Consider the following 23,927-nt stretch of genomic DNA (forward strand, 5'->3'; position numbering starts at 1 on the left):
TATGCATGATGTAAGCAGCGTTCATCTTCATGCAAGTGAAGATGATTTCCATGTTTTTTATAAACCTGCAGGTGTTAGCTTTCACAGTGAAGAATGTGCCGGTTTTGTTGTACTTGCTGAGCAACTGGTAAATGAAAAGCTATATCCAGTTCATAGACTCGATAAAGTTACTTCAGGTTTGATTATTTTAGCCCGTAGCAAAGAAGCAGCAGCTGAATTCACCGCGCTGTTTAGTGCTCAAAAAGTTAACAAGTTTTATCTAGCACTCAGTGATGCTAAACCAAAGAAAAAACAAGGCTGGATAAAAGGTGACATGCAGAAAAGTCGTCGAGGGGCATTTAAGTTATTAAAGAGTCAAACTAACCCTGCTATAACAAGATTTTACTCAAAAAGTATTCGAGCAGGATTACGTGCTTATTTGTTAAAACCATTTTCTGGTAAGACTCATCAACTAAGGGTGGCGATGAAAAGTTTAGGTGCACCTATACTCGGCGATACACTCTACGCAGGAAGCAAGGATGAACGAACAAATTTGCATGCCTATGCACTACAGTTTAGTTATAAAGAGCAACTTAAAGAATATCGCTGCGATTACACTTTAGGCGCTCATCTCAATGAAGTTTTTAACTCAGACGAATTCAAAGAGTGGACAGCTCCTTGGACGTTGGATTGGTAAATGAAAGAAACAACACAAGACATCCGTTTTGGTGGCATTAAACGTTTATATGGTCATCAGCAATTTGATTGGTTACAACAAGCACATTTTTGTGTCATAGGTATTGGGGGCGTAGGTAGTTGGGCCGCTGAAGCGTTGGCTCGAACGGGTGTAGGGCAACTAACTCTCATTGACCTTGATGATATATGTGCTACGAATGTGAATCGTCAAATTCATGCTTTAACTGGTACGGTAGGTGAGGCAAAAGTTGAAGCCATGAAAACACGTTGTGAGCTGATAAACCCTGATATCAAAATTAACGTTATTGATGACTTCATTACGCTAGATAACATTCGTGAACATATTCAAGGTTTTGATTATGTAATTGACTGTATTGATGCTGTTAAAGAAAAAGCGGCGCTAATTGCTCATTGTAAACGTATAAAGTTACCCGTTATTACTACCGGTGGTGCAGGTGGGCAAACTGATCCAAGTCAAATCAGCTTTGGTGATGTAGCTAAAACTACTCATGACCCTTTGCTAGCAAAAGTACGTTATATTCTTCGAAAACAGTACAACTTTAGTAGCAATCCAAAGCGTAAATTCAACGTTGATTGTGTTTATTCAACAGAGCAGCTTGTATATCCAACCTCTGAAGGTGAGGTATGCCAAGCAAAACAAGGTGCAGATGGCTCAATGAATATGGATTGTAACAATGGTTTTGGCTCAGCCACGATGGTAACTGGAAGCTTTGGCTTTTTTGTTGCAGCCAAAGCAATTAGAAAGTACCTTGATAAAAAACAGCGTAATGTATAAGACTTATCGTTTTTGGTCGGCCATGGTTTGAATTCTATCAACCATGGCTTTGATGCCATTACCCCGAGAAGGGCTTAAATGGCTAATTAGACCAAGTCGTTCAAACTCATCATATGCATTAATTTGTGCTGCTTGCTCCGGTGTTAGACCATTGTATAAGGCTAAAATCAAAGCCAATAACCCCTTTACGATACGAGTATCAGAGTCACCAGCTAAAACGAGGCTGTTTTCTGAGTGATCAAAGTCAATATATAGCCAAACTTTACTTTCACACCCCTTAACGAGCGCGTCATCAACTTTTAGTACCTCAGGCATAATAGGTAATTGCTTACCTAACAGCATTATTTGGCGATATTTTTGCTGCCAGCCTGCAGCCGTTTCAATATCTTTACTAATGGCTTCAAACGTTGAATTCATATTTTATCCACAATTAATCTAATATTTCGATACTACTTTTAACGGCACTGATAAATGCATCTACGTCATCTTTATTGTTATATAACGCAAAACTGGCTCGTACTGTACCAGGAATACCTAAATGGCTCATTATAGGTTGTGTACAATGGTGACCACTGCGAACTGCAACGCCAAACCCATCAAGTAGGATGGCTAAATCAAAAGGATGTTCATCGCGATAATTAAAGCTGATGTTACCAATGTTATCTCTTTGGTTTGAATAGATTTTAATACCATCAATAGCAGCCAATTTATTTATTGCATAATCGAAAACTGTATGCTCATGTTGACGCACCTGCTGAAAATCTAAAGATGTTAAATAATTAATGGCTTCAGCAAAGGCGATTACACCAGCAATATTTGGAGTGCCGGCTTCAAATTTACCTGGCGCCTCTCGAAAAGTGCTATGAGTAAGGCTCACTGCTTCAATCATTTCACCACCGGTCTGGTAAACGTCAAGCGAATTTAGTAGCTCAAAACGTCCATATAGACCACCTAATCCTGTTGGTCCGAGCATTTTATGGGCAGAAAATACATAAAAATCACAGGAAATTTCTTGTAAGTTAGGACGTAAATGCATAGCAGCCTGTGCACCATCAACTACAGAAATCGCATTTGAGGCTTTACATGCTGCAAGGATAGGTCCTAAATCAGTAATATTTCCTAATGTATTTGATGCATGGGTAACAGCGACAACTTTTGGCTGATGCAGTTTTATAAAGTCACTGCAATGAGCACTATCAATGACCAAATCATCTTCAATAGGCATAATAATAAGCTCTGCGCCGGTACGCTGTGCTAGTTGTTGCCAAGGGACTATATTGGCGTGATGTTCAATAGCAGATAGGGCAATTTTATCGCCAGGATTAAGCCTCGAAGCCAGACCATTTGCGATTAAATTAATCGATTCGGTTGCCCCTTTGGTCCACACTATCTCATTATTTTTTACTGAAAAATAATCTGCAAGTAGCGTTCTTGTATGCTCATATTGGCGTGTCGCGTTTTCACTGAGAGTATGGCGGCCGCGGTGCACATTGGCGTTCTCGTGGTTATAAAAACGGCTAAGTGCATTAATAACTGCCTGTGGCTTTTGTGAGGTAGCCGCTGAGTCTAAATACACCAAAGGCTGCTCATTGACTGTTTCATTCAGTATTGGAAAGTCAGCACGTATTTTTGTGATATCGAACATGAAAGGCCTTAAGCTACAAGAATGCGACGATTTTAATTACTTTGTACAAATAGACAAGTGCAGGGCAACAAAAAAGGCCGCAAAGCGGCCTTTTTTAAACGCAAATTCGTATTAACGCTTGTCTGTTGGTACGTAATCGCGTGAAGTTTCACCAGTATATAACTGACGAGGACGGCTGATCTTGTGACCAGGTTGAGAAAGCATCTCATCCCAGTGAGAGATCCAACCAACAGTACGTGACATTGCAAAGATTACAGTGAACATGCTTGTTGGAATACCGATTGCTTTTAAGATGATACCTGAGTAGAAATCTACGTTAGGGTATAATTTCTTCTCAACGAAGTATGGGTCTTCAAGTGCGATTTGCTCAAGCTTCATAGCGATATCAAGAAGTGGATCTTGAATGTTTAGCTCAGCAAGTACTTCGTGACACGTTTGACGCATTACAGTCGCACGTGGGTCGAAGTTTTTGTATACACGGTGACCAAAGCCCATAAGACGGAAAGGATCAGATTTGTCTTTCGCTTTAGCAACGTACTCATCGATACGGTCAACAGAACCGATTTCTTCTAACATGTTAAGACATGCTTCGTTAGCACCACCGTGCGCAGGACCCCATAAAGATGCGATACCAGCAGCGATACACGCGTAAGGGTTAGCACCTGAAGAACCTGCTAAACGAACAGTTGACGTAGACGCGTTTTGCTCATGGTCAGCGTGAAGCATGAAGATTTTGTCCATTGCTTTAGCAAGAACAGGGCTTACTTTGTATTCTTCAGCTGGTACTGAGAACATCATGTGTAAGAAGTTTTCAGCGAAGCTTAAGTCGTTACGTGGGTAAACAAACGGTTGGCCTACGTTGTATTTGTAAGCCATAGCAGCGATAGTTGGTAATTTAGCAACTAGCTTGATTGCGCTTGTTTTACGTTGTGTTGCATCTGTGATGTCTAAATCTTCGTGGTAGAAAGAAGAAAGAGCACCTACAACACCACAAAGCATTGCCATTGGGTGAGCGTCAAAGCGGAAACCTTGGAAGAAGTTTGCAATTTTAGTATCAAGCATTGTGTTGTGCGTGATTTCTTGAGCAAACGCTTCGTATTGTTCTTTAGTAGGTAACTCGCCGTTTAATAGTAAGTAGCAAAGCTCGATGTAGTTTGATTCATCAGCTAATTGCTCGATTGGGTAACCACGGTGTAATAAAACACCTTTGCCGCCATCGATGTAAGTGATTGAAGATTCACAAGAACCGGTCGACATGAAACCTGGGTCGTAAGTGAAGTGGCCGTGAGAACCTAACGTACGTACGTCGATTACGTCTTGGCCAGCAGTGCCTTGGTAAATTGGAAGTTCGATTGGATCAAGACCATCAATATGGACCGTGGCTTTCTTATCCGCCATCTATTTATCTCCTATTAAGATAACAACTCTGATTGTTATGTTCTGAATCTGTTTAAGCACATTCTTTTCATTTTAACGTGAAAGAGGGGTGTAAAGTCAATTTTTATAAACATTATGCACAAATGGATAATAAATATTCTACCAGGATTAAATATTATACTATTGGCTAATTCGCAAACGTCTCTTACTAAACAAGAATTGTAAAAAGACCATTGGCTATATATACTATCCAAGGTTTTATACCGTATTGTCTGTAGGTAAACTTTATTTTTACATTTGAGTTTTGCATCAGTGTGAACTTTTTGTGTATCAACACGGTTTACTTAGATAGTTCCATCGAAATTCATTTTGATGGGTTTTAGAAAAACAAGTAGATGAGCTCCTAAGTGGGCAAGATGGGCAAGTAACTGTGAAAAAGCAAAGACCTGTAAATCTAGATCTAACAACTATATCTATGCCGGCAACGGCTAAAGCATCAATTTTTCACCGCGTCACCGGTGTTGCATTATTTTTTGCTTTAACGTTTGTCATTTGGGCTTGGTCTGAGTCTCTTTCTTCTGCAGAAGGTTTTGAATTCGTCAAGGGTCTGTTCAGCGGATTCATTGCCAAATTCATAGCATGGGGCACCATTTCTGTATTGGCGTATCACTTAATCGGTGGTATCCGCCATATCATTATGGACATGGGTCACTGGGAAGAACTTGAATCAGGTAACTTCAGCGCTAAAGTTGCATTAGCTTTAGGTGTTGTAGCTGCAATTCTAGCAGGAGTGTGGATATGGTTTTAAATCAAGCAACTCTTAAACGTGATGGTGTACAAGATTTCGTATCACTACGTGCAACTGCATTAATAATCAGCGCTTACGCGATTTTTATTATCGGTTATTTTTTATGTACGCCAGAAGTCACTTTCGAAGCCTGGCAGGGCCTATTCTCTAACCTAGCAATGAAAGGGTTTACCTTAATTACCCTAGTTTGCATCATGGTTCACACCCGTATCGGCCTTTGGCAAGTTCTTACGGACTATGTCAAAAACGCTAAATTACGTGCTGTTTTAGGCTTTGTATTAAACCTTATGGCTGTTGCTTACGTAGCAATTGGTCTAATCGTTTTATGGGGTGTTTAAGTGAATTATTCTGTTCGTGAATTTGACGCTGTAGTGATTGGTGCCGGTGGTGCGGGTATGCGCGCAGCACTAGCTATCACTGAATCAGGCAAAACCTGTGCACTTATCTCAAAAGTTTTCCCTACACGTTCTCACACTGTGTCTGCACAGGGTGGTATTACGGTTGCTCTGGGTAACTCACATGAAGATAACTGGGAATGGCACATGTACGATACTGTTAAAGGTTCCGATTTTATCGGTGACCAAGACGCTATCGAATATATGTGTAAAACAGGTCCTGAAGCTATTACTGAATTAGAAAACATGGGTTTACCATTTTCTCGTTTTGAAAATGGCCGTGTTTATCAACGTCCTTTCGGCGGTCAGTCGAAAAACTTTGGTGGTGAACAGGCTGCACGTACTGCAGCAGCAGCTGACCGTACTGGTCACGCGCTATTACACTGTTTATACCAACAGAACGTTAAAAACAAAACAAACGTATTCTCTGAGTGGTACGCACTAGATTTAGTTAAAAACAGCGACGGTCATGTTGTTGGTTGTACAGCAATCGACATCGAATCTGGCGAAGTTGTTTACTTCAAATCGAAAGCTGTTGTATTAGCAACAGGCGGTGCAGGCCGTATCTACGCATCTACAACAAATGCACACATCAATACTGGTGACGGTGTTGGTATGGCTACACGTGCTGGTGTTGCAATGCAAGATATGGAAATGTGGCAGTTCCACCCAACAGGTATTGCTGGCGCTGGTGTACTTGTAACTGAAGGTTGTCGTGGTGAAGGTGGTTACCTTCTAAACAAAGACGGCGAACGCTTCATGGAACGTTACGCGCCAAATGCTAAAGACTTAGCGTCTCGTGACGTTGTTGCTCGTTCAATGATGACTGAGATCCGTGAAGGTCGTGGTTGCGATGGTCCTTACGGTCCACATATCAAGCTTAAGCTTGACCACTTAGGTGAAGAGACACTTAACCTACGTCTTCCAGGCGTATGTGACCTTGCGAAAACATTCGCACACGTTGATCCAGCTAAAGAGCCAATCCCAGTTATCCCAACATGTCACTACATGATGGGTGGTGTTCCAACTAACGTTAATGGTCAAGCATTACAAATCGATGCAAATGGCCAAGAAAAAGTAGTTGAAGGTTTATTCGCTGTTGGTGAAATTGCTTGTGTATCTGTACACGGTGCTAACCGTCTAGGTGGTAACTCACTACTTGACTTAGTTGTATTCGGCCGTGCAGCCGGTAACTTCTTAGGTAAGTACCTTAACGGTGTTGAAGCTGGTAAAGATGCGTCTGAGTCTGACCTTGAAGCATCTCTTGCACGCTTTAATCGTTGGGAAAACTCTAAAGTTGGCCAAGGTGAAGACCCTGTTCAAATCAAGAAAGATCTACAAATGTGTATGCAACTTAACTTCTCGGTATTCCGTGAAGGTGATGCAATGGCAACAGGTCTTAAAGAGCTTAAAGAAATTCGTGAACGTCTTCAGTACGCTCGTCTTGACGACAAGTCAACTGAATTCAACACAGCACGTATCGAATGTCTAGAGCTAGATAACTTGATGGAAACAGCTTACTCAACAGCAGTAGCTGCGAACTTCCGCACAGAAAGCCGTGGTGCACACTCTCGTTTTGACTTCCCAGATCGCGATGACGACAACTGGTTATGTCACTCTATCTATAACCCAGTTACAGATGAAATGACAAAACGTGAAGTAAACTACGCGCCGAAACTGCGTGAAGCTTTCCCACCTAAAGCACGTACATACTAGGAGCGAGACGATGGCACAAGTACAATTTTCGGTTTATCGTTACAATCCAGATGTTGATAATGCACCACGTATGCAAGACTTCTCGCTAGAAACGCAAGAAGGCCAAGATATGATGGTATTGGATGCGCTTATGCAATTAAAAGAGCAAGATCCAACATTATCATTCCGTCGTTCATGCCGTGAAGGTGTGTGTGGTTCTGACGGTATCAACATGAATGGTAAAAACGGTTTAGCGTGTATTACACCTTTATCAACGCTACTAAAAGGTGGCAAAGGTAAAATCGTAATTCGTCCTTTACCAGGTTTACCAGTGGTACGTGACCTTGTTATTGACATGAGTCAGTTCTACACTCAATACGAAAAAGTTAAGCCTTATCTAATCAACGACACGCCTGCGGCGGGTGAGCGTCTTCAGTCAATCGAAGAACGTGATAAGTTAGATGGCTTATATGAGTGTATCTTATGTGCATGTTGTTCAACATCGTGTCCTTCGTTCTGGTGGAATCCAGACAAGTTCATCGGTCCTGCGGGTCTTCTTCATGCTTATCGTTTCTTGGCTGATAGCCGCGATACAGCAACTGAAGAGCGTCTTGCAGACCTAGACGATGCGTTCAGCGTGTTCCGTTGTCACAGTATCATGAACTGTGTTAGCGTGTGTCCAAAAGGTCTTAACCCGACCAAAGCAATTGGACAAATCAAATCAATGCTATTGAACCGCGCTGTTTAAAGCTTGAATATGTAAGGTGGTTAAGTGATTAACCACCTTGTTTTTACAACAATTAATTTCTGCGCTAAAGAAAAGGGCTTATAAATGCACGAAGGTGTGATGAAGGCATGGCTAGAATCTTCTCACTTAAACGGCGGTAACGTTGCTTACGTAGAAGAGCTTTATGAAGCGTACTTAGATGATGCGACTTCTGTGCCAGAAGAATGGCGAGAAGTGTTCGAACAATTACCAAAAGTTGATGGTGTGGATGTTGACGTAAAACATTCAGATGTTCGTGCACAATTTGCACAGCTTGCTAAAAACAAGCATAGAGAAGTAGTGGTAGCAGAGGGTGGCTCTGGCGATCCTAAACAGGTCAAAGTGCTACAACTTATTAATGCTTTCCGTTTCCGTGGTCACCAAAATGCCAACCTAGATCCGTTAGGTATCTGGGAACGCGAGCGAGTTCGAGATCTTGAACTTGAATACCACGATTTATCTGAAGCTGATTTTGACCGTGAATTCAATGTGGGTTCGTTTGCTGTCGGTCGCGAAACCATGCCATTAGGTGAGCTATATCAAGCACTCAAAACGACTTATTGTGGGTCGGTTGGTGCTGAGTATATGCACATCACTTCAACTGAAGAAAAGCGTTGGTTACAACAACGTTTAGAATCAGTGCAATCACGTCCAAAGTTCTCTAAAGAAGAAAAGCTACGTATCCTTAAAGGATTAACAGCTGCAGATGGCCTTGAAAAATATTTAGGGGCTAAGTTCCCTGGTGCAAAACGTTTCTCACTTGAAGGTGGTGACGCATTAGTACCAATGCTTAAAGAACTAATTCATCGTGCAGGTGAAAGCGGACAAAAAGAAGCTGTTATTGGTATGGCTCACCGCGGTCGCTTGAACGTACTAGTGAACGTATTAGGTAAAAACCCATCAGAATTATTCGATGAGTTCGCTGGTAAACACAAAGACACATTAAGCTCAGGTGATGTTAAATATCACATGGGTTATTCATCTGACTTTGCAACTAAGGGTGGCAACGTGCACATGGCACTTGCATTTAACCCGTCTCACTTAGAAATCGTTAATCCAGTGGTTATGGGTTCGGTACGTGCTCGTTTAGACCGTCTAGGTGATAAGTCAGGTATTAAAGCATTACCGATTACTATTCACGGTGACTCTGCAATCGCAGGTCAGGGTGTTGTTCAAGAAACATTTAACTTATCGCAAACTAATGCATTTAGTTGTGGTGGTAGTATTCGCATCGTTGTAAATAACCAAGTAGGTTTTACAACGTCTAAACAGTCTGATGTACGTTCTACACCTTACTGTACTGATATTGCGAAAATGGTTCAGGCACCAATTTTCCACGTTAACTCTGACGATCCTGAAGCGGTAGCATTTGTCACTCAAATCGCGCTAGATTTCAGAAACCAGTTTAAACGTGATGTAGTGATTGATTTAGTATGTTATCGCCGTCATGGTCATAACGAAGCGGATGAGCCGAATGCGACTCAACCACTTATGTACCAAAAAATCAAAAAGCATCCAGTTCCTCGTCTAATTTACGCAGATCAATTAGTTGCTGAAGGTTCATTCTCAGAAAATGAAGTAAAAGCACTTGCTGATGATTACCGTAACGGTCTAGATAAAGGCAACTGTGTTGTTGAAGAAATTCAACTAGAAACATCGCACTCTTCTGATTGGGCTAAGTTTGTTGGTCACGATTGGGATGTTGAGTACGATGCAACAGTATCTGTTGAAAAATTAAAAGAACTTGGTAAAAAAGTAGCAAGCTTCCCAGAAAGCCATAAAGCTCAGTCGCGTGTTAATAAAATCTACGATGACCGTAAGTTGATGGCTACAGGTGAAAAACCACTTGATTGGGGTATGGCTGAAACACTTGCTTATGCAACGCTTGTTGATGCGGGTACAGATATCCGTTTAACTGGTCAAGACTCTGGCCGTGGTACATTCTTCCACCGTCATGCGGTTATCCATAATCAAAAAGATGCATCAACATACTTACCGCTGCAAAATATCAGTGAAAATCAAGGTGCATTTGAAGTTTACGATTCAGTTCTTTCTGAAGAAGCTGTTCTTGCGTTTGAATATGGTTATGCTACAGCTGAACCTACTTCACTTGTAATGTGGGAAGCACAATTTGGTGATTTCGCGAATGGCGCACAAGTTGTATTTGACCAATTCTTAAGTTCAGGTGAGCAGAAGTGGGGTCGTTTATGTGGTCTTACATGTTTACTTCCACATGGTTATGAAGGTCAAGGTCCAGAGCATAGCTCGGCACGTCTAGAACGTTTCTTACAGTTGTGTGCTGATCACAATATGCAAGTATGTGTTCCTTCAACACCTGCACAAGTCTATGCAATGCTTCGTCGTCAATCTGTTCGTCCTTTACGCCGTCCATTGATTGTTATGACGCCTAAGTCGCTACTTCGTCACCCGCTGGCAACGTCTTCACTTGAAGAGTTATCAGAAGGTGTGTTCCACAATATGATTGACGAAATCGATGATATTGCAGCAGATAAAGTAGAACGCGTTGTATTTTGTAGTGGTAAAGTTTACTACGAGCTACTACAAGAGCGTCGTAAGCAAGAATTAAATAACATTGCTATTGTTCGTGTAGAACAACTATATCCATTCCCACATGCTGAGATGGATACAATCATGCAGCGTTACCAACACGTTAAAGATTTTGTTTGGTGTCAAGAAGAACCGCAAAACCAAGGTGCATGGTATTGTTCTCAACACCACTTCGTTGATGCAATTCCAGCCGGTGCTAAATTAACTTACGCAGGTCGTAAAGCATCAGCATCACCAGCGTGTGGTTACATGTCAGTGCATAATAAAGAACAACAAGCGCTCGTTGCAGATGCGCTTACTATTGAAAAGAAAGGATAAGCAATGAGCACAGAAATTAAAGTTCCTGTACTTCCTGAGTCGGTTGCTGATGCTACTGTTGCAACATGGCACGTAAGTGTTGGCGACAAAGTAAGCCGCGACCAAAACTTAGTAGATATCGAAACAGATAAAGTTGTTTTAGAAGTTGTTGCACCAAATGACGGTGTAATCACTGAAATTTCACAAGAAGAAGGTGCAACAGTACTTGGCGAACAAGTAATTGCATTACTTGGTGATGCAGATGCTGCACCAGCAAGTGACGAATCTGCACCAGCTAAATCAGAAGACGCGCCAGCGGCGCAATCAGCACCAGCATCAGAAGGTAAAGAAGTGGACATTAAAGTACCTGTACTTCCAGAATCAGTCGCAGACGCGACAATTGCTACTTGGCACGTTCAACCAGGTGAAGCGGTAACTCGCGATCAAAACCTTGTTGACATCGAAACTGATAAAGTTGTTCTTGAAGTTGTTGCTCAAGAAGACGGCATCATGGGTGAGCACATTCACGCTGAAGGCGAAACAGTACTTGGTGAGCAAGTAATTGGTAAAGTTAAAGCGGGTGCAGCACCTGCAGCGCCAGCAGCAAAAGCTGAAGAAGCGCCAGCAAGCGATTCAAATGTTAGCTCTGACGTATTAACGCCGTCAGTACGTCGTTTAATTGCTGAGAAAGGCCTTGATGCATCAAAAATCAAAGGTTCTGGTAAAAATGGTCGTGTAACAAAAGAAGATGTTGATAAGTTCTTAAAAGCACCTGCAGCAGCACCTAAAGCTGAAGCAGCAGCACCAGCAGCACCTATGGGTGACCGTACACAAAAACGTGTTCCTATGACTCGTTTACGTAAAACAATCGCTAATCGTCTTCTTGAAGCGAAAAACTCAACTGCAATGTTAACGACATTCAACGAAGTTAACATGAAGCCAATCATGGATCTTCGTAAGCAGTACCAAGAAGTTTTTGAAAAACGTCACGGTATCCGTTTAGGTTTCATGTCTTTCTATGTGAAAGCCGTAACTGAAGCACTTAAGCGTTTCCCTGAAGTAAATGCGTCTATTGATGGTGATGATATTGTTTATCACAACTACTTCGACATCAGCATCGCGGTTTCTACACCACGTGGTCTTGTTACACCAGTACTTAAAGACTGTGACAAGCTTTCTGTTGCTGAAATCGAAAAAGGTATCCGTGAGCTAGCGCTTAAAGGTCGTGACGGTAAATTATCAATTGATGACATGACTGGTGGTAACTTCACTATCACTAACGGTGGTGTATTCGGTTCATTACTATCTACACCAATCATCAACTTACCACAGTCTTCAATCTTAGGTATGCACAAAATCCAAGAGCGTCCAATGGCTGTAAATGGTAAAGTTGAAATCTTACCAATGATGTACTTGGCGTTATCTTATGATCACCGCCAAATCGATGGTAAAGAATCTGTAGGTTTCTTAGTAACAATTAAAGAGTTACTTGAAGATCCGACTCGTTTACTACTAGATGTTTAATCTGGTTGTATGAAAACTAAGCTGTGAACCTTGTTCACAGCTTTTTTTTTGCGCCTTTGGTCTAACTGGGGTTTTCATGTGGAGCCTTGGGATTTATACTAAGTGCGCAATTTGGGATAGCTGTTTATTTTGCATAAATATTCAGCTCTTTTAGTATAAAAAATTGGATAAAGCATCATGAATTTGCATGAGTATCAGGCAAAACAACTTTTTGCCGAATATGGTTTACCAGTTTCTCAAGGTTTCGCTTGCGATACACCTGAAGAAGCTGCAGCAGCTGCTGAGAAAATCGGCGGTGATATGTGGGTTGTTAAAACACAGGTTCACGCAGGTGGCCGTGGTAAAGCTGGCGGTGTTAAGCTAGTTAAAACAATCGACGAAGTTAAAGAGTTCGCTGCGAACTGGTTAGGTAAAAACTTAGTTACTTACCAAACAGACGAAAATGGTCAGCCAGTAGCTAAAATCCTTGTAGAAAGCTGCACTGACATCGCTAACGAATTATACCTTGGCGCTGTAGTAGATCGTGCTTCTCGTAAAGTTGTTTTCATGGCATCTACTGAAGGTGGTGTTGAAATCGAGCAAGTTGCAGAAGAAACTCCAGAACTAATTCACAAAGCTGAGATCGATCCACTAGTTGGTCCTCAAGCTTACCAAGCTCGTGAGTTAGGCTTCAAACTAGGTTTAAACCCTACTCAAATGAAACAGTTCGTTAAGATCTTCATGGGTCTTGCTAACATGTTCAACGATTTCGATTTCGCACTATTAGAAATCAACCCGCTAGTAATCACAGACGAAGGTAACCTTCACTGTCTAGACGGTAAAATCGGTGTAGATGGTAACGCGCTTTACCGTCAACCTAAAATCCGTGAAATGCACGATCCTTCACAAGAAGACGCGCGTGAAGCTCACGCTGCAAGCTTCGAGCTTAACTACGTTGCACTAGACGGTAACGTAGGCTGTATGGTTAACGGTGCAGGCCTAGCGATGGGTACTATGGATATCGTAAACCTACACGGTGGCAAGCCAGCTAACTTCCTAGATGTTGGTGGCGGTGCAACTAAAGAGCGTGTTTCTGAAGCATTCAAGATCATCTTATCTGACGACAACGTTAAAGCTGTTTTAGTTAACATCTTTGGTGGTATCGTACGTTGTGACATGATCGCAGAAGGTATCATCGGCGCAGTTAAAGAAGTGGGTGTAAACGTTCCTGTAGTAGTTCGTTTAGAAGGTACTAACGCTGAACTAGGTCGTGAAGTACTAGCTAGTTCTGACCTTAACATCATCGCTGCTGAATCACTAACAGACGCAGCTGAAAAAGTTGTTGCTGCTGCGGAGGGCAAATAATGTCTGTATTAATCAATAAAGATACAAAAGTTATCTGTCAAGGTTTCACTGGTGGCCAAGGTACTTTCCACTCAGAGCAAGCGCTTGAGTACGGTACACAAATGGTTGGTGGTGTAAGCCCAGGTAAAGGCGGTCAAACGCATCTTGGTCTTCCAGTATTCAACACAGTACGTGACGCTGTTGAAGCAACTGGCGCAACTGCATCAGTTATCTACGTACCAGCACCTTTCTGTAAAGATGCAATCTTAGAAGCAATCGATGCTGGCATCGAGCTTATCGTTTGTATCACTGAAGGTATCCCTACACTAGACATGGTTGACGTTAAAGTTAAACTTGATGAAACTGGTGTTCGTATGATCGGTCCTAACTGCCCAGGTGTTATCACTCCTGGTGAAACTAAGATTGGTATCATGCCTGGTCACATCCACAAGCCTGGTAAAGTAGGTATCGTATCACGTTCTGGTACGCTTACTTACGAAGCGGTTAAACAAACTACTGATGCTGGTTTCGGCCAATCAACATGTGTTGGTATCGGTGGTGACCCTATCCCTGGCACTAACTTCATCGACGTTTTAGAAATGTTCGAAAAAGACGAGCAAACTGAAGCTATCGTTATGATCGGTGAAATCGGTGGTACTGCAGAAGAAGAAGCTGCAGAATACATCAAGCACAACGTGACTAAACCTGTTGTTTCTTACATTGCTGGTGTTACTGCACCTGCAGGTAAGCGTATGGGTCACGCTGGTGCAATCATCGCAGGCGGTAAAGGTACTGCTGATGAAAAATTTGCTGCATTAGAAGCTGCTGGCGTAAAAACTGTACGTTCACTAGCTGATATCGGTGCTGCACTTAAAGAGAAAACAGGCTGGTAATCAGTTTATAATCTCTTAAGAAAGGCTCGCTTATGCGGGCCTTTTTTGTATTTGCTACTTTTTAATTTATGGTATGAAAAATTCTATAGCAAATTAAGAATAATAATGCTTTATTTGTGAATATAAATTCTCTACACTTGTGGCTTGTATATCTGTTTTTATTAAAACACTCGACTTTAATAAGGTAAATATTACGTGCGTACCACAGAATTGGTAGATGGATTTCGCCAGTCAACCCCATACGTTAATGCTCACCGCGGTAAAACTTTCGTTGTTATGCTTGGCGGAGAGGCGATTGACCAGTCTGGTTGTCGTAGCATCATTAATGATGTTGCGCTTCTAACCAGTCTTGGTATTAAGATTGTATTAGTATTTGGGGCTCGTCCACAGTTTAATGTGGCACTTGAACAAGTTGGCATAACTAGTCAGTTTCATAATGAGATACGAGTGACTGATAATGCAACTTTTGAAGTCATTAAAAAAGTCGCGGGTGCTATGCAATTCGATATTACTGCGCGCTTATCAACGTCTTTAAGTAGTACTCCTATGTCAGGTTCATTTCTAAATGTAGTGAGTGGTAATTTTGTTATTGCTCAACCTTTAGGGGTTGATGAAGGTGTAGACTATCATCATTCAGGTAGAGTAAGACGTGTTGATGTCGCGGGGATTCGCCATCAATTAGATAACAACGGTATTGTATTACTTGGACCAATCGCGGCATCGGTTACCGGTGAAAGCTTTAACTTAACTGCAGAAGAAATTGCAACACAAGTAGCGCTAAAGCTTCGTGCAGATAAAATGCTCGGGTTTTGCCAAGAAGCTGGTATTTTAGATGAAAATGGTGAAGCGATTGCTGAGTTAATGCCAAATGAAGCTGAGCAACTATTAGCAAGTTATCGTAATCAACCAGATGCATGTTTAAGTGCAACGGTTTTCTTACAAGCGGCGATTGATGCCTGTCGTGGTGGCGTGCATCGTTGTCACTTAGTTAGTTATAAAGAAGACGGCGCGTTACTACAAGAGTTGTTCTCATTAGATGGTATTGGTACACAAATCGCGCCGCAAAGCTCTGAACAATTACGAAGTGCTAGCATCTCTGATATTACCGGTATTATTAATCTTATCAGGCCACTTGAACAGCAGGGGTATTTAGTACGCCGTTCTCGTGAGCAGCTTGAAATTGAAATTGAACAATTTACTGTGATAGAACGTGATGGGCTTATCATTGCCTGTGCGGCTTTGTATCCGTTTGCAGATGAACAAGTGGGGGAGTTTGCAAGTCTTGCTGTTCATCCTCAGTACCGAGATGCAGACCGTGGCAGTTTTCTGCTGCGGTTTATTATTAATAAAGCCAAACGTGCAGGTTATTCGCATTTATTTGCGTTGACCACCCGTAGTATTCATTGGTTTTTAGAGCAAAGCTTTGAACTGGTCACGGTTGATGAATTACCTGAAAAGAAAAAAGCACTTTATAACTACGAGCGTCGTTCTAAGGTGCTACGACTAGACTTAACTAAGCTAAGCAATAATCGATAATTAAAAGGTGACGTGAATACGTCACCTCGATTAATTAAACTAAACTTAGTTAGTATTGATAGTTTATGTGCTGATAAAAACGAACACGTAAATCTTGACGAGTTGGATTAAATGCCAGTTCATCTGTCACTTCATTAATCGCACTCTGTACATGATTCATAAACTTGCCATAACCAATGTCATGTTTGTCTTTGTCTGCTGCTGCTATTACGAAATGCAGTGAATCAACAAGTTGATTTGCATTCCAATATTGTTGTAATTGTACTTGCTCAGAGCTGCAATCAAAGGTTAATTTTTGTAGTTCACTGTTACTTTGTGCGTTATCAATATTACTATTTCGGACAATAGGTCGTGTTCCATTAGCGATAAATGCACCCAGTGTTAATCCGCGTTTATCACAAGCACGTTTAAACGCATCAAAAATGTATTGATAAAACTCGGTGTAATTCTCTTCATTCAACATATGTTGAAATTGAGTTTTGATAGCACGAGTCACAGGAATCGAAAAACCTGCATAAGCTATTTCACTGTGTTCAGTTGGTAAATGACATTGGCGAGATTGAAAGCGAGGATACAAGCTTCGTAATTTATAACCATAGCTTTCTTTGTGACCTTTTGCTTTAGCAAATAAATCATAAGTAAGGTGTTGGTGATCACGAACTTTTAAAGCTGGCTGATTGCTTAATATCTTTTCTTGTAAAGAGTTTATTACTCGCTGCACATTATGATGAAAACTTGCCGCATTAGCGCGAATATCTTCACCAGTCGCCAAGAACAATAAACGAATTTTTTTGCATTTTTGTTCACCATCAGCAAACACATTGTGTGCTTCATGGTATTGAGGGTTATAGAAAAATAAAATTTGTTTCGCGGTTTCTAAACTATACGCCTCATCATGGTAACGAACTACCGGCAGTTTATCGTTAGCGATTAAGTGAACGTTGTGTAATTCATACTCATCACAGAGTGCAAATAACTCCCTTGCAAGACGCTTATAAGCACAGCTAACATTTGTGAACTGGGCAAAAAACTCATCAGTAGGTTTAAATTCAACTAACACATACTGATTTGCACGTGCTGAGCTTGGAATATAGACTCGGTGTTGATTGAGCGAAGCCATCTTTTTTCCTTATTGGTAGTGAAACTAGTGGCACTATATCGTTAGTCAATGATCATTTTATTGCGTTAGAACAATTTTTTTACCGTTTTTGTTGAGTCTGTGAACTATGTATTCAACAATCGACTTAATATCTTCAATAAACATGATTCTACTACTGTATGTTAGGGTTTGTTTTTGTAATAATGCATTAGTTTTGTCACCATGCAATATTCAGAGGATTATGCTCCTATGGCGGAAATTGAGAATCGCCCAAGTAACTTTATTAGAACGCGTATCGATGAAGATCTCGCAAGCGGTAAGCATGCGACTACACACACGCGTTTTCCACCAGAACCAAATGGTTTTTTACACATTGGTCACGCGAAGTCTATTTGTTTGAATTTTGGTATCGCCCAAGATTATCAAGGTCTTTGTAATTTACGTTTTGATGATACGAATCCAGAAAAAGAAGACATCAACTACGTAAACTCAATTAAAGAAGATGTGCAGTGGTTAGGTTTTAAATGGGATGGTGAAATTAAGTATTCATCTAACTATTTCGATGCTTTATATGGTTATGCTGTTGAGCTTATCGAAAAAGGCCTTGCATATGTATGTTTCTTATCTCCTGATCAAGCAAGAGAATACCGTGGTACTTTGAAAGAACCAGGTAAAAACAGTCCTTACCGCGACACGCCAGTTGAAGAAAACCTAGCGCTTTTTGAAAAAATGCGAAATGGCGAATTCAAAGAAAGCGAGTGTGTACTGCGTGCAAAAATCGACATGGCAAGCTCATTTATGGTATTGCGTGATCCGATTTTATACCGTGTACGTTTTGCTCATCACCACCAAACGGGCGACAAATGGTGCATTTATCCAATGTACGACTTCACGCATTGTATTTCCGACGCGCTAGAAGGCATCACACATTCATTATGTACGCTTGAATTCCAAGATAACCGTCGTTTATACGATTGGGTATTAGATAACATCAGCCTTGAGTGTCATCCGCAACAAATCGAGTTTTCACGATTAAATCTTGAATACACCATTATGTCTAAGCGTAAATTAAACGACTTAGTAGTTAATGGCCATGTTGAAGGATGGGACGACCCACGTATGCCAACGATTGCTGGTCTACGTCGTCGTGGTTATACACCTGCCTCAGTACGTGAATTTTGTTCACGCATCGGTGTCACTAAACAAGAAAACATGGTTGAAATGGGCATGTTAGAAGCATGTATCCGTGAAGACCTAAATGAGCATGCACCTCGTGCAATGGCTGTTCTTGATCCAGTGAAGATTGTTATCGAGAACTATGACGCAGATAAAGTAGAGACCTTGTCTGTTGCAAACCATCCGAATAAAGAAGAGATGGGTCGCCGTGATGTGCCTTTCACTCGTGAGCTTTATATCGAGCGTGAAGACTTCCGTGAAGAAGCAAACAATAAGTTCAAGCGTTTAGTGCTTGATAAAGAAGTACGTTTACGTGGTGCATATGTAATTAAAGCTGAGCGCGTTGAAAAAGACGAAAATGGCGAAATCACGACTATCTTCTGTTCTTACGATCCTGAAACTCTGGGTAAAAACCCAAGTGATGGCCGTAAGGTTAAAGGTGTAATTCACTGGGTATCAGCAAGTGAATCTATCACAGCTGAAGTTCGTTTATACGACCGTTTATTTAACGTACCAAACCCAGCTGCAGCAGAAGACTTTAACGCAACACTTAACCCTGAATCTCTAGTGGTTCTTGAAAATGCTAAAGTTGAGCCATCGCTTGCAAATGCACAAGCAGAGCAGGGCTTCCAGTTTGAGCGTACAGGCTATTTCTGTCGTGATAGCAAAGCAGATTCATTAGTATTCAATCAAACTGTGGGTCTTCGAGATTCATGGGCGAAGATTGAACAGAAAGGCTAAACCCCTTTACTAATTGTTTAAGTTTCTAAACTTAATAAAAAACCCTTTCACTTTTAAAGTGAAAGGGTTTTTTTATAACTATTAAAAGTTAAATCAGATTAAAAATAGCCACGAATACCTAGGCTGAAGTTACGACCTGGTAGTGGAGCCTTTTCTTTTATAAATGAACTGTGTACGAAGCCTAATTCATCGGTTAAGTTGTCAACATTGATATAAAGTTGTGTATCCACAGGACCTAGGTCAAGTTGGTAGTTAGCTGATGCATCAAACAGGGTATAACCGTCAGTTTTTGTCTCGTAAGCAGTAATGTCTGATTGTTCAAAATAATGAGTCCCTGTTAGGCTAAATTTCCAATCAGCAATTGTGTACTGTAATTCAGAGCCTAGTTTATTAGCTGGGATACGAGGTAAATAACCTTCATCATCTTTTAGTTTAGCGGTTGTTGAATCACCAAACACTTTAACTAAGGCACTTGGCGTTACTTGATAGTGTACGTCAAATTCAATGCCGTATAATTTTGCATCTTTACTACTGAACTGATAAACCGCCATTGCATCTTCGTCTGCTTCAGCTGCAGATTCTAAGCCATGCTCTTCATCAAATACCAAGCCTGTATTTTGCTGGTAGTAGTAGTTTTCAATGTCGTTATAGAAGAAGTTAACTGTATAACCAAAATCACCAATAAAACGGCGGAAACTTAAATCAAAGTTGGTTGCAGTTTCTTGCTCGATATCCTCTGGCTCAAAATGAATTTCGCTGTCTTCAATATGATAACCTAAGCCAAGCTCGTAGGTACCTGTTGCGATATGAACACCGTTTGACAGTAATTCAGCACTTAGTGGCGCACGTTCAGAACGAGACACACTTAAAGCTACACTTTGGCCTTCTTGATATTGCCAAATTGCACCTGCAGATAAGCTCAGGTTTGTGAAATCTTCACTGTAGTTGATGATTTCAGCTTCTTCGTCATGGTGCTCTTCTTCCTCTTCATGATCGTGATCATGATGATGCTCAGCCATGCTTACAGCAGAGTCGATTTGGTAATCTTCAAGGCGTGCACCTAGCTCAACGGTCACATCACCAAACTGGCGCTCTTCAAGCATAAAAATTGCGTTTGTTTTAGTCACACTTGCAGGTGTAAAAGCTTCTTCACCATCTGCATCGTAGTCAGACTCAGTGTAGTGATAACCTGCCATACCGTGCCAAAGGCCTAACTTGTGCTCAACGGTTGCACGTGCTTCAGTTGTTTTGTTTGTAAACACCGTTCCCACGGCACCATCTTCAATTTCTGCATGTTTATAGTCGGTGTAGCCAACGCGTAGTGAGATATTTTCAATCCAGTTATCATGAAGTGCATAGCTCATGTAACCTTGCCAGCGATCTTGCTCTAGCTGAGCGAAAACAGGTTCTTCATGTTGATCATGCTCGTCTTCATGTTCATCTTGCTCGTCATGCGCATGATGATGGTGTGAATGAGCAGGAATACCATAATCAGTTTCGATACGACCATAAGAAACACCCAGTGTTAGGTGGTCGCCAACATAACTTGTACCAAAGTTAACAGTTTGGCTATCGATAAAGGTGTTTTCAACACTGTTAGCTGTTTCGTGTTCTTCATGATCTTCACCTTCATGTTCGTCATGCTCTTCAGGAAGCTCGAACGTTGGTGTTTTGTAGTCATGACCTTTACGCTTAGTACCATCAAAATGGAAGTTAAAACCATCGTTACCGGTTTCAAGTTTTGCAGCATAAGTGTTGGTATTTGATACCGTATCGTGAGTGTATTGTGCAGCACCTGTTAAAGTATCAATGTTATCCGTTGGAATACGGTTATCAACTACGTTGACCACACCACCTATTGCGCCAGAGCCATAAAGTAGGGTAGCAGGGCCGCGAAGTACTTCGATTTGCTCAGCTGCTAAGCTGTCGTTCGATGTTGCGTGATCTGGACCAATTCGTGATGCATCGCTGCTATCAAGACCATTTTGGGTGATTTTTACACGCGGACCATCTAAACCACGAATAATTGGGCTAGAAGATACAGGGCCAAAATAGCTTGCATTAACACCGGGTAAGCCTTTTAGTGTTTCGCCTAAAGTCGGTTTAGCCTTGTCTTTTAGTTCATCGCCCGCTAATACATTAACTGGCGAAATCATCTCAAGACTATTCTTATGAAGTGCTGATGCATAAACAACAACCGTTTCAACGGAAGTAGGTGTAAGTGTAACGACTAGGTTTTGATCGTCACCATTAATAGCAATGCGTTTATCGATGAAATTATTTTTACTGATGTGTAGTTGACCTTGGTTGTCTACATCAATTTTAAACTGACCTTGTTTGTCAGTAACAACGCTTTGAGATTTACCGTGTACGTGTATTTCAGCATTGCTGATAGGTTGTTGGTTTTTATCTAATACTTGACCTGTGATCACAGCAGCCATTGTGGATTGAGAAAACAGCGCAGCGGCAACAGCACTAGAAAGAATTGAAACTTGTTTCATCATTACTACTTCTAAGTTTGTTGTTAAGTGTTGCGTTATAATATAACACTGCAATTTTTCAATCGCAATAACGTTATACTATAACTTTCCATTAAGTCGCGATTTTAACACCATACACTATACTTAGGCTGTTACTTTTGGATGGCTAAATCTTATGTCTGATAAAAATAGAGTCTTTAAAGCAAATTTCACCATTGCTGATTTAAGAGAGCACCGCAATCACAAAGAGGTGTTTACTACTGCTTGTGACCGTCGTGAAAGCTATCAACACTTTGTTCTTAAGCTTTTAAGTTATTGCTTATTTTCACACAACGAAACAGCGATGCTGAATGCAAAGTTCAGTCATGGCGAACCGGATGTGTCAATAAAAGCATTAGATGAGCATTATCAAACATGGCTTGCTGTTGACCAACCGGATATTTTACAACTCAATAAAATAGCTAAAAGAGTTGACGAGCTTTGGGTTGTAACAACATTAAACAACAATTGGTTACAAGAAAATGAACATCAGTTGGAGCTGATCAGTAATGGTCATTTAATTGCGTTTGATGATAACTTCATTGAGCAGTTGGCGAGTCATTTAACTAAAAATCTACAGTGGGATGTTACAATTGATCAGCAAATGGTGAGTGTCTCTGATAAAGAAAATTTCTACCAAACTAGCGAGCTTGTATGGCATTAAAGCTCAAGTTTTACTTTTCCATTGGGTTTACTACAACATAGTAATACTTCACCTGCCCGCACAAACGCGAGTGGCTCTTGATTATAACTCACATCACCTTCGACTAATTTAGCACGGCATGCGCCACAATAGCCTTCACGGCATTGGTAGGGGACATCTATTTTGTGTTGTTCTAGGCATTCAAGGAGAGATGAACAGCCAGAATCAAATTCAAGATTCTGGCTGTCTGTTCCTGCAAGGATAACCTCTGCAGTTGTGTTTGAGCTCATTACAGGTCGAAGTCACCAAAGTCAGATGCATCAACTTGAGAGTCAATTTGACCTACAAGGTAAGAGCTAATTTCAGCTTCTTGTGGGGCAACTTGAACATTGTCAGATACTAACCAAGAGTTGATCCACGGAATAGGGTTACTCTTACTTTCGAACTGTGCTGGTAGGCCTACTGCAGTCATACGGGCATTAGTGATGTATTCAACGTATTGACATAAGATATCTTTGTTCAGACCAATCATTGAACCATCTTTGAAAAGATACTCTGCCCAATCTTTTTCTTGCTCAGCTGCTTCAACAAACATCTGAATCGCTTCTTCGCGACATTGTGCGGCAACGATGGCCATTTCTGGATCGTCTTTACCTTCTTGCATAATGTTTAAGATGTGTTGTGTACCAGAAAGGTGTAGAGCTTCATCACGTGCAATTAGCTTGATAATTTTCGCATTACCTTCCATTAATTCACGCTCTGCGAATGCAAATGAACAGGCAAAGCTAACATAGAAACGGATAGCTTCTAGAATATTCACCGACATCATCGCAAGGTAAAGTTGCTTTTTAAGGTCAAATAAACTGACTTTAACCTCTTCACCGTTGATTACATGTTTTCCTTCACCGTAAAGGTTGTAAACAGAAATCATGTTGATTAAATCGTCGTAATATTTAGTAACGGCATCAGCACGCTCGCTGATTTTCTCGTTGCTTACGATATCATCAAAGATAAGCTCAGGAGATTGCGTCACGTTACGAATAATGTGTGTGTATGAACGGCTGTGAATCGTTTCACTAAACGCCCATGTTTCAATCCACGTTTCTAACTCAGGAATAGACACAATTGGTAGTAACGCAACGTTAGGTGAACGACCTTGCACACTATCAAGTAAAGTTTGATATTTTAAGTTACTTAAAAAGATGTGCTTTTCGTGATCTGGTAATGCTTGGAAGTCAAGACGGTCTTTACTTACATCAACCTCTTCAGGACGCCAAAAGAACGAAAGTTGCTTTTCGATTAGCTTTTCGAAGATAGGGTACTTTTGTTGGTCGTAACGTGACACGTTTACCGTTTGGCCGAAAAACATCGGTTCTTGTAATTGGTTATTATGATTTCGGCTAAAAGTTGTATAAGACATAGTGATTTCTCAAAAAACAGTCAGGACAAAG

20 protein-coding genes are annotated in these 23,927 nt (G+C 41.1%); 13 read left to right on the forward strand and 7 right to left on the reverse strand.

The annotated features are described in order from the left end of the window. Position 1 precedes the first annotated feature (1 nt). The gene (locus EVU92_RS11945; RefSeq protein WP_130051412.1) at positions 2-676 is read left to right on the forward strand and encodes a TIGR01621 family pseudouridine synthase; all 675 of its coding nucleotides are present in this window, start codon (positions 2-4) and stop codon (positions 674-676) included. Then, positions 677-1,471, forward strand: coding sequence for a tRNA cyclic N6-threonylcarbamoyladenosine(37) synthase TcdA (gene tcdA, locus EVU92_RS11950; protein ID WP_130051413.1), 795 nt, complete (start codon positions 677-679; stop codon positions 1,469-1,471). Between the two features lie 3 nt (positions 1,472-1,474). Here tcdA and EVU92_RS11955 read toward each other — a convergent pair whose 3' ends face one another. From EVU92_RS11955 to EVU92_RS11965, 3 genes are all read right to left on the reverse strand, one after another. Next, positions 1,475-1,888 (reverse strand): SufE family protein, encoded by a 414-nt coding sequence (locus tag EVU92_RS11955; protein WP_130051414.1) that lies wholly within the window; start codon positions 1,886-1,888, stop codon positions 1,475-1,477. 13 nt (positions 1,889-1,901) lie between these two features. After that, entirely contained in the window at positions 1,902-3,116 is a 1,215-nt protein-coding gene (locus tag EVU92_RS11960; RefSeq protein ID WP_130051415.1) for a SufS family cysteine desulfurase, read from the reverse strand. Between the two features lie 111 nt (positions 3,117-3,227). Beyond that, positions 3,228-4,514, reverse strand: a complete 1,287-nt coding sequence (locus EVU92_RS11965; protein WP_054551373.1) for a citrate synthase — start codon at positions 4,512-4,514, stop codon at positions 3,228-3,230. Between the two features lie 409 nt (positions 4,515-4,923). Here EVU92_RS11965 and sdhC point away from each other — a divergent pair, with 409 nt between their 5' ends. The 9 genes from sdhC (at position 4,924) to argA (ending at position 16,298) form a co-directional block, all read left to right on the forward strand. Continuing rightward, positions 4,924-5,301, forward strand: coding sequence for a succinate dehydrogenase, cytochrome b556 subunit (gene sdhC / locus EVU92_RS11970; protein ID WP_082401567.1), 378 nt, complete (start codon positions 4,924-4,926; stop codon positions 5,299-5,301). After that, positions 5,292-5,639, forward strand: coding sequence for a succinate dehydrogenase, hydrophobic membrane anchor protein (gene sdhD / locus EVU92_RS11975; protein ID WP_130051416.1), 348 nt, complete (start codon positions 5,292-5,294; stop codon positions 5,637-5,639). Before sdhC ends, sdhD begins: the two co-directional genes overlap by 10 nt. After that, positions 5,640-7,412, forward strand: coding sequence for a succinate dehydrogenase flavoprotein subunit (sdhA, locus tag EVU92_RS11980; protein WP_130051417.1), 1,773 nt, complete (start codon positions 5,640-5,642; stop codon positions 7,410-7,412). 10 nt (positions 7,413-7,422) lie between these two features. After that, entirely contained in the window at positions 7,423-8,139 is a 717-nt protein-coding gene (locus tag EVU92_RS11985; RefSeq protein WP_054551369.1) for a succinate dehydrogenase iron-sulfur subunit, read from the forward strand. An 84-nt stretch (positions 8,140-8,223) separates the two neighbouring features. Beyond that, on the forward strand, positions 8,224-11,043 hold the full coding sequence (locus EVU92_RS11990) for a 2-oxoglutarate dehydrogenase E1 component (RefSeq protein ID WP_130051418.1): 2,820 nt from the start codon (positions 8,224-8,226) through the stop codon (positions 11,041-11,043). 3 nt (positions 11,044-11,046) lie between these two features. Further along, positions 11,047-12,546 carry a 2-oxoglutarate dehydrogenase complex dihydrolipoyllysine-residue succinyltransferase gene (gene odhB, locus EVU92_RS11995; protein WP_130051419.1) on the forward strand — a complete coding sequence of 500 codons (1,500 nt, stop codon included), beginning with the start codon at positions 11,047-11,049 and terminating at the stop codon, positions 12,544-12,546. A gap of 177 nt (positions 12,547-12,723) precedes the next feature. After that, the gene (gene sucC / locus EVU92_RS12000; protein WP_054551366.1) at positions 12,724-13,890 is read left to right on the forward strand and encodes an ADP-forming succinate--CoA ligase subunit beta; all 1,167 of its coding nucleotides are present in this window, start codon (positions 12,724-12,726) and stop codon (positions 13,888-13,890) included. Next, the gene (gene sucD, locus EVU92_RS12005) at positions 13,890-14,762 is read left to right on the forward strand and encodes a succinate--CoA ligase subunit alpha (RefSeq protein ID WP_130051420.1); all 873 of its coding nucleotides are present in this window, start codon (positions 13,890-13,892) and stop codon (positions 14,760-14,762) included. The genes sucC and sucD overlap by 1 nt, the downstream gene beginning before the upstream one ends. A gap of 195 nt (positions 14,763-14,957) precedes the next feature. Beyond that, the gene (gene argA, locus EVU92_RS12010) at positions 14,958-16,298 is read left to right on the forward strand and encodes an amino-acid N-acetyltransferase (protein WP_130051421.1); all 1,341 of its coding nucleotides are present in this window, start codon (positions 14,958-14,960) and stop codon (positions 16,296-16,298) included. A gap of 49 nt (positions 16,299-16,347) precedes the next feature. On the opposite strand, the gene EVU92_RS12015 is transcribed toward argA, so the two are convergent. Next, the gene (locus EVU92_RS12015) at positions 16,348-17,418 is read right to left on the reverse strand and encodes a DUF3083 family protein (protein WP_130051422.1); all 1,071 of its coding nucleotides are present in this window, start codon (positions 17,416-17,418) and stop codon (positions 16,348-16,350) included. Positions 17,419-17,646: 228 nt separating this feature from the next. Between EVU92_RS12015 and glnS the strand changes: the two genes are divergently transcribed. Next, positions 17,647-19,314: a glutamine--tRNA ligase gene (gene glnS / locus EVU92_RS12020; RefSeq protein WP_130051423.1), complete on the forward strand. Its 1,668-nt coding sequence runs from the start codon at positions 17,647-17,649 to the stop codon at positions 19,312-19,314. 98 nt (positions 19,315-19,412) lie between these two features. Here glnS and EVU92_RS12025 read toward each other — a convergent pair whose 3' ends face one another. Continuing rightward, entirely contained in the window at positions 19,413-21,815 is a 2,403-nt protein-coding gene (locus EVU92_RS12025) for a TonB-dependent receptor (RefSeq protein WP_130052286.1), read from the reverse strand. A 154-nt stretch (positions 21,816-21,969) separates the two neighbouring features. Between EVU92_RS12025 and EVU92_RS12030 the strand changes: the two genes are divergently transcribed. Next, a complete protein-coding gene (locus EVU92_RS12030) occupies positions 21,970-22,497 on the forward strand; it encodes a YaeQ family protein (RefSeq protein WP_130051424.1) in 528 nt (175 codons plus the stop codon). Here the strand turns inward: EVU92_RS12030 and yfaE are convergent. Both yfaE and nrdB read right to left on the reverse strand, forming a co-directional pair. Continuing rightward, positions 22,494-22,766, reverse strand: coding sequence for a class I ribonucleotide reductase maintenance protein YfaE (yfaE, locus tag EVU92_RS12035; protein WP_130051425.1), 273 nt, complete (start codon positions 22,764-22,766; stop codon positions 22,494-22,496). The genes EVU92_RS12030 and yfaE overlap by 4 nt on opposite strands. After that, positions 22,766-23,896 (reverse strand): class Ia ribonucleoside-diphosphate reductase subunit beta, encoded by a 1,131-nt coding sequence (nrdB, locus tag EVU92_RS12040; RefSeq protein ID WP_130051426.1) that lies wholly within the window; start codon positions 23,894-23,896, stop codon positions 22,766-22,768. Before nrdB ends, yfaE begins: the two co-directional genes overlap by 1 nt. Positions 23,897-23,927: the final 31 nt, after the last annotated feature.

The organism is Pseudoalteromonas sp. MEBiC 03485 (assembly GCF_004195145.1).
Taxonomy (GTDB): Bacteria; Pseudomonadota; Gammaproteobacteria; order Enterobacterales; family Alteromonadaceae; genus Pseudoalteromonas; species Pseudoalteromonas apostichopi.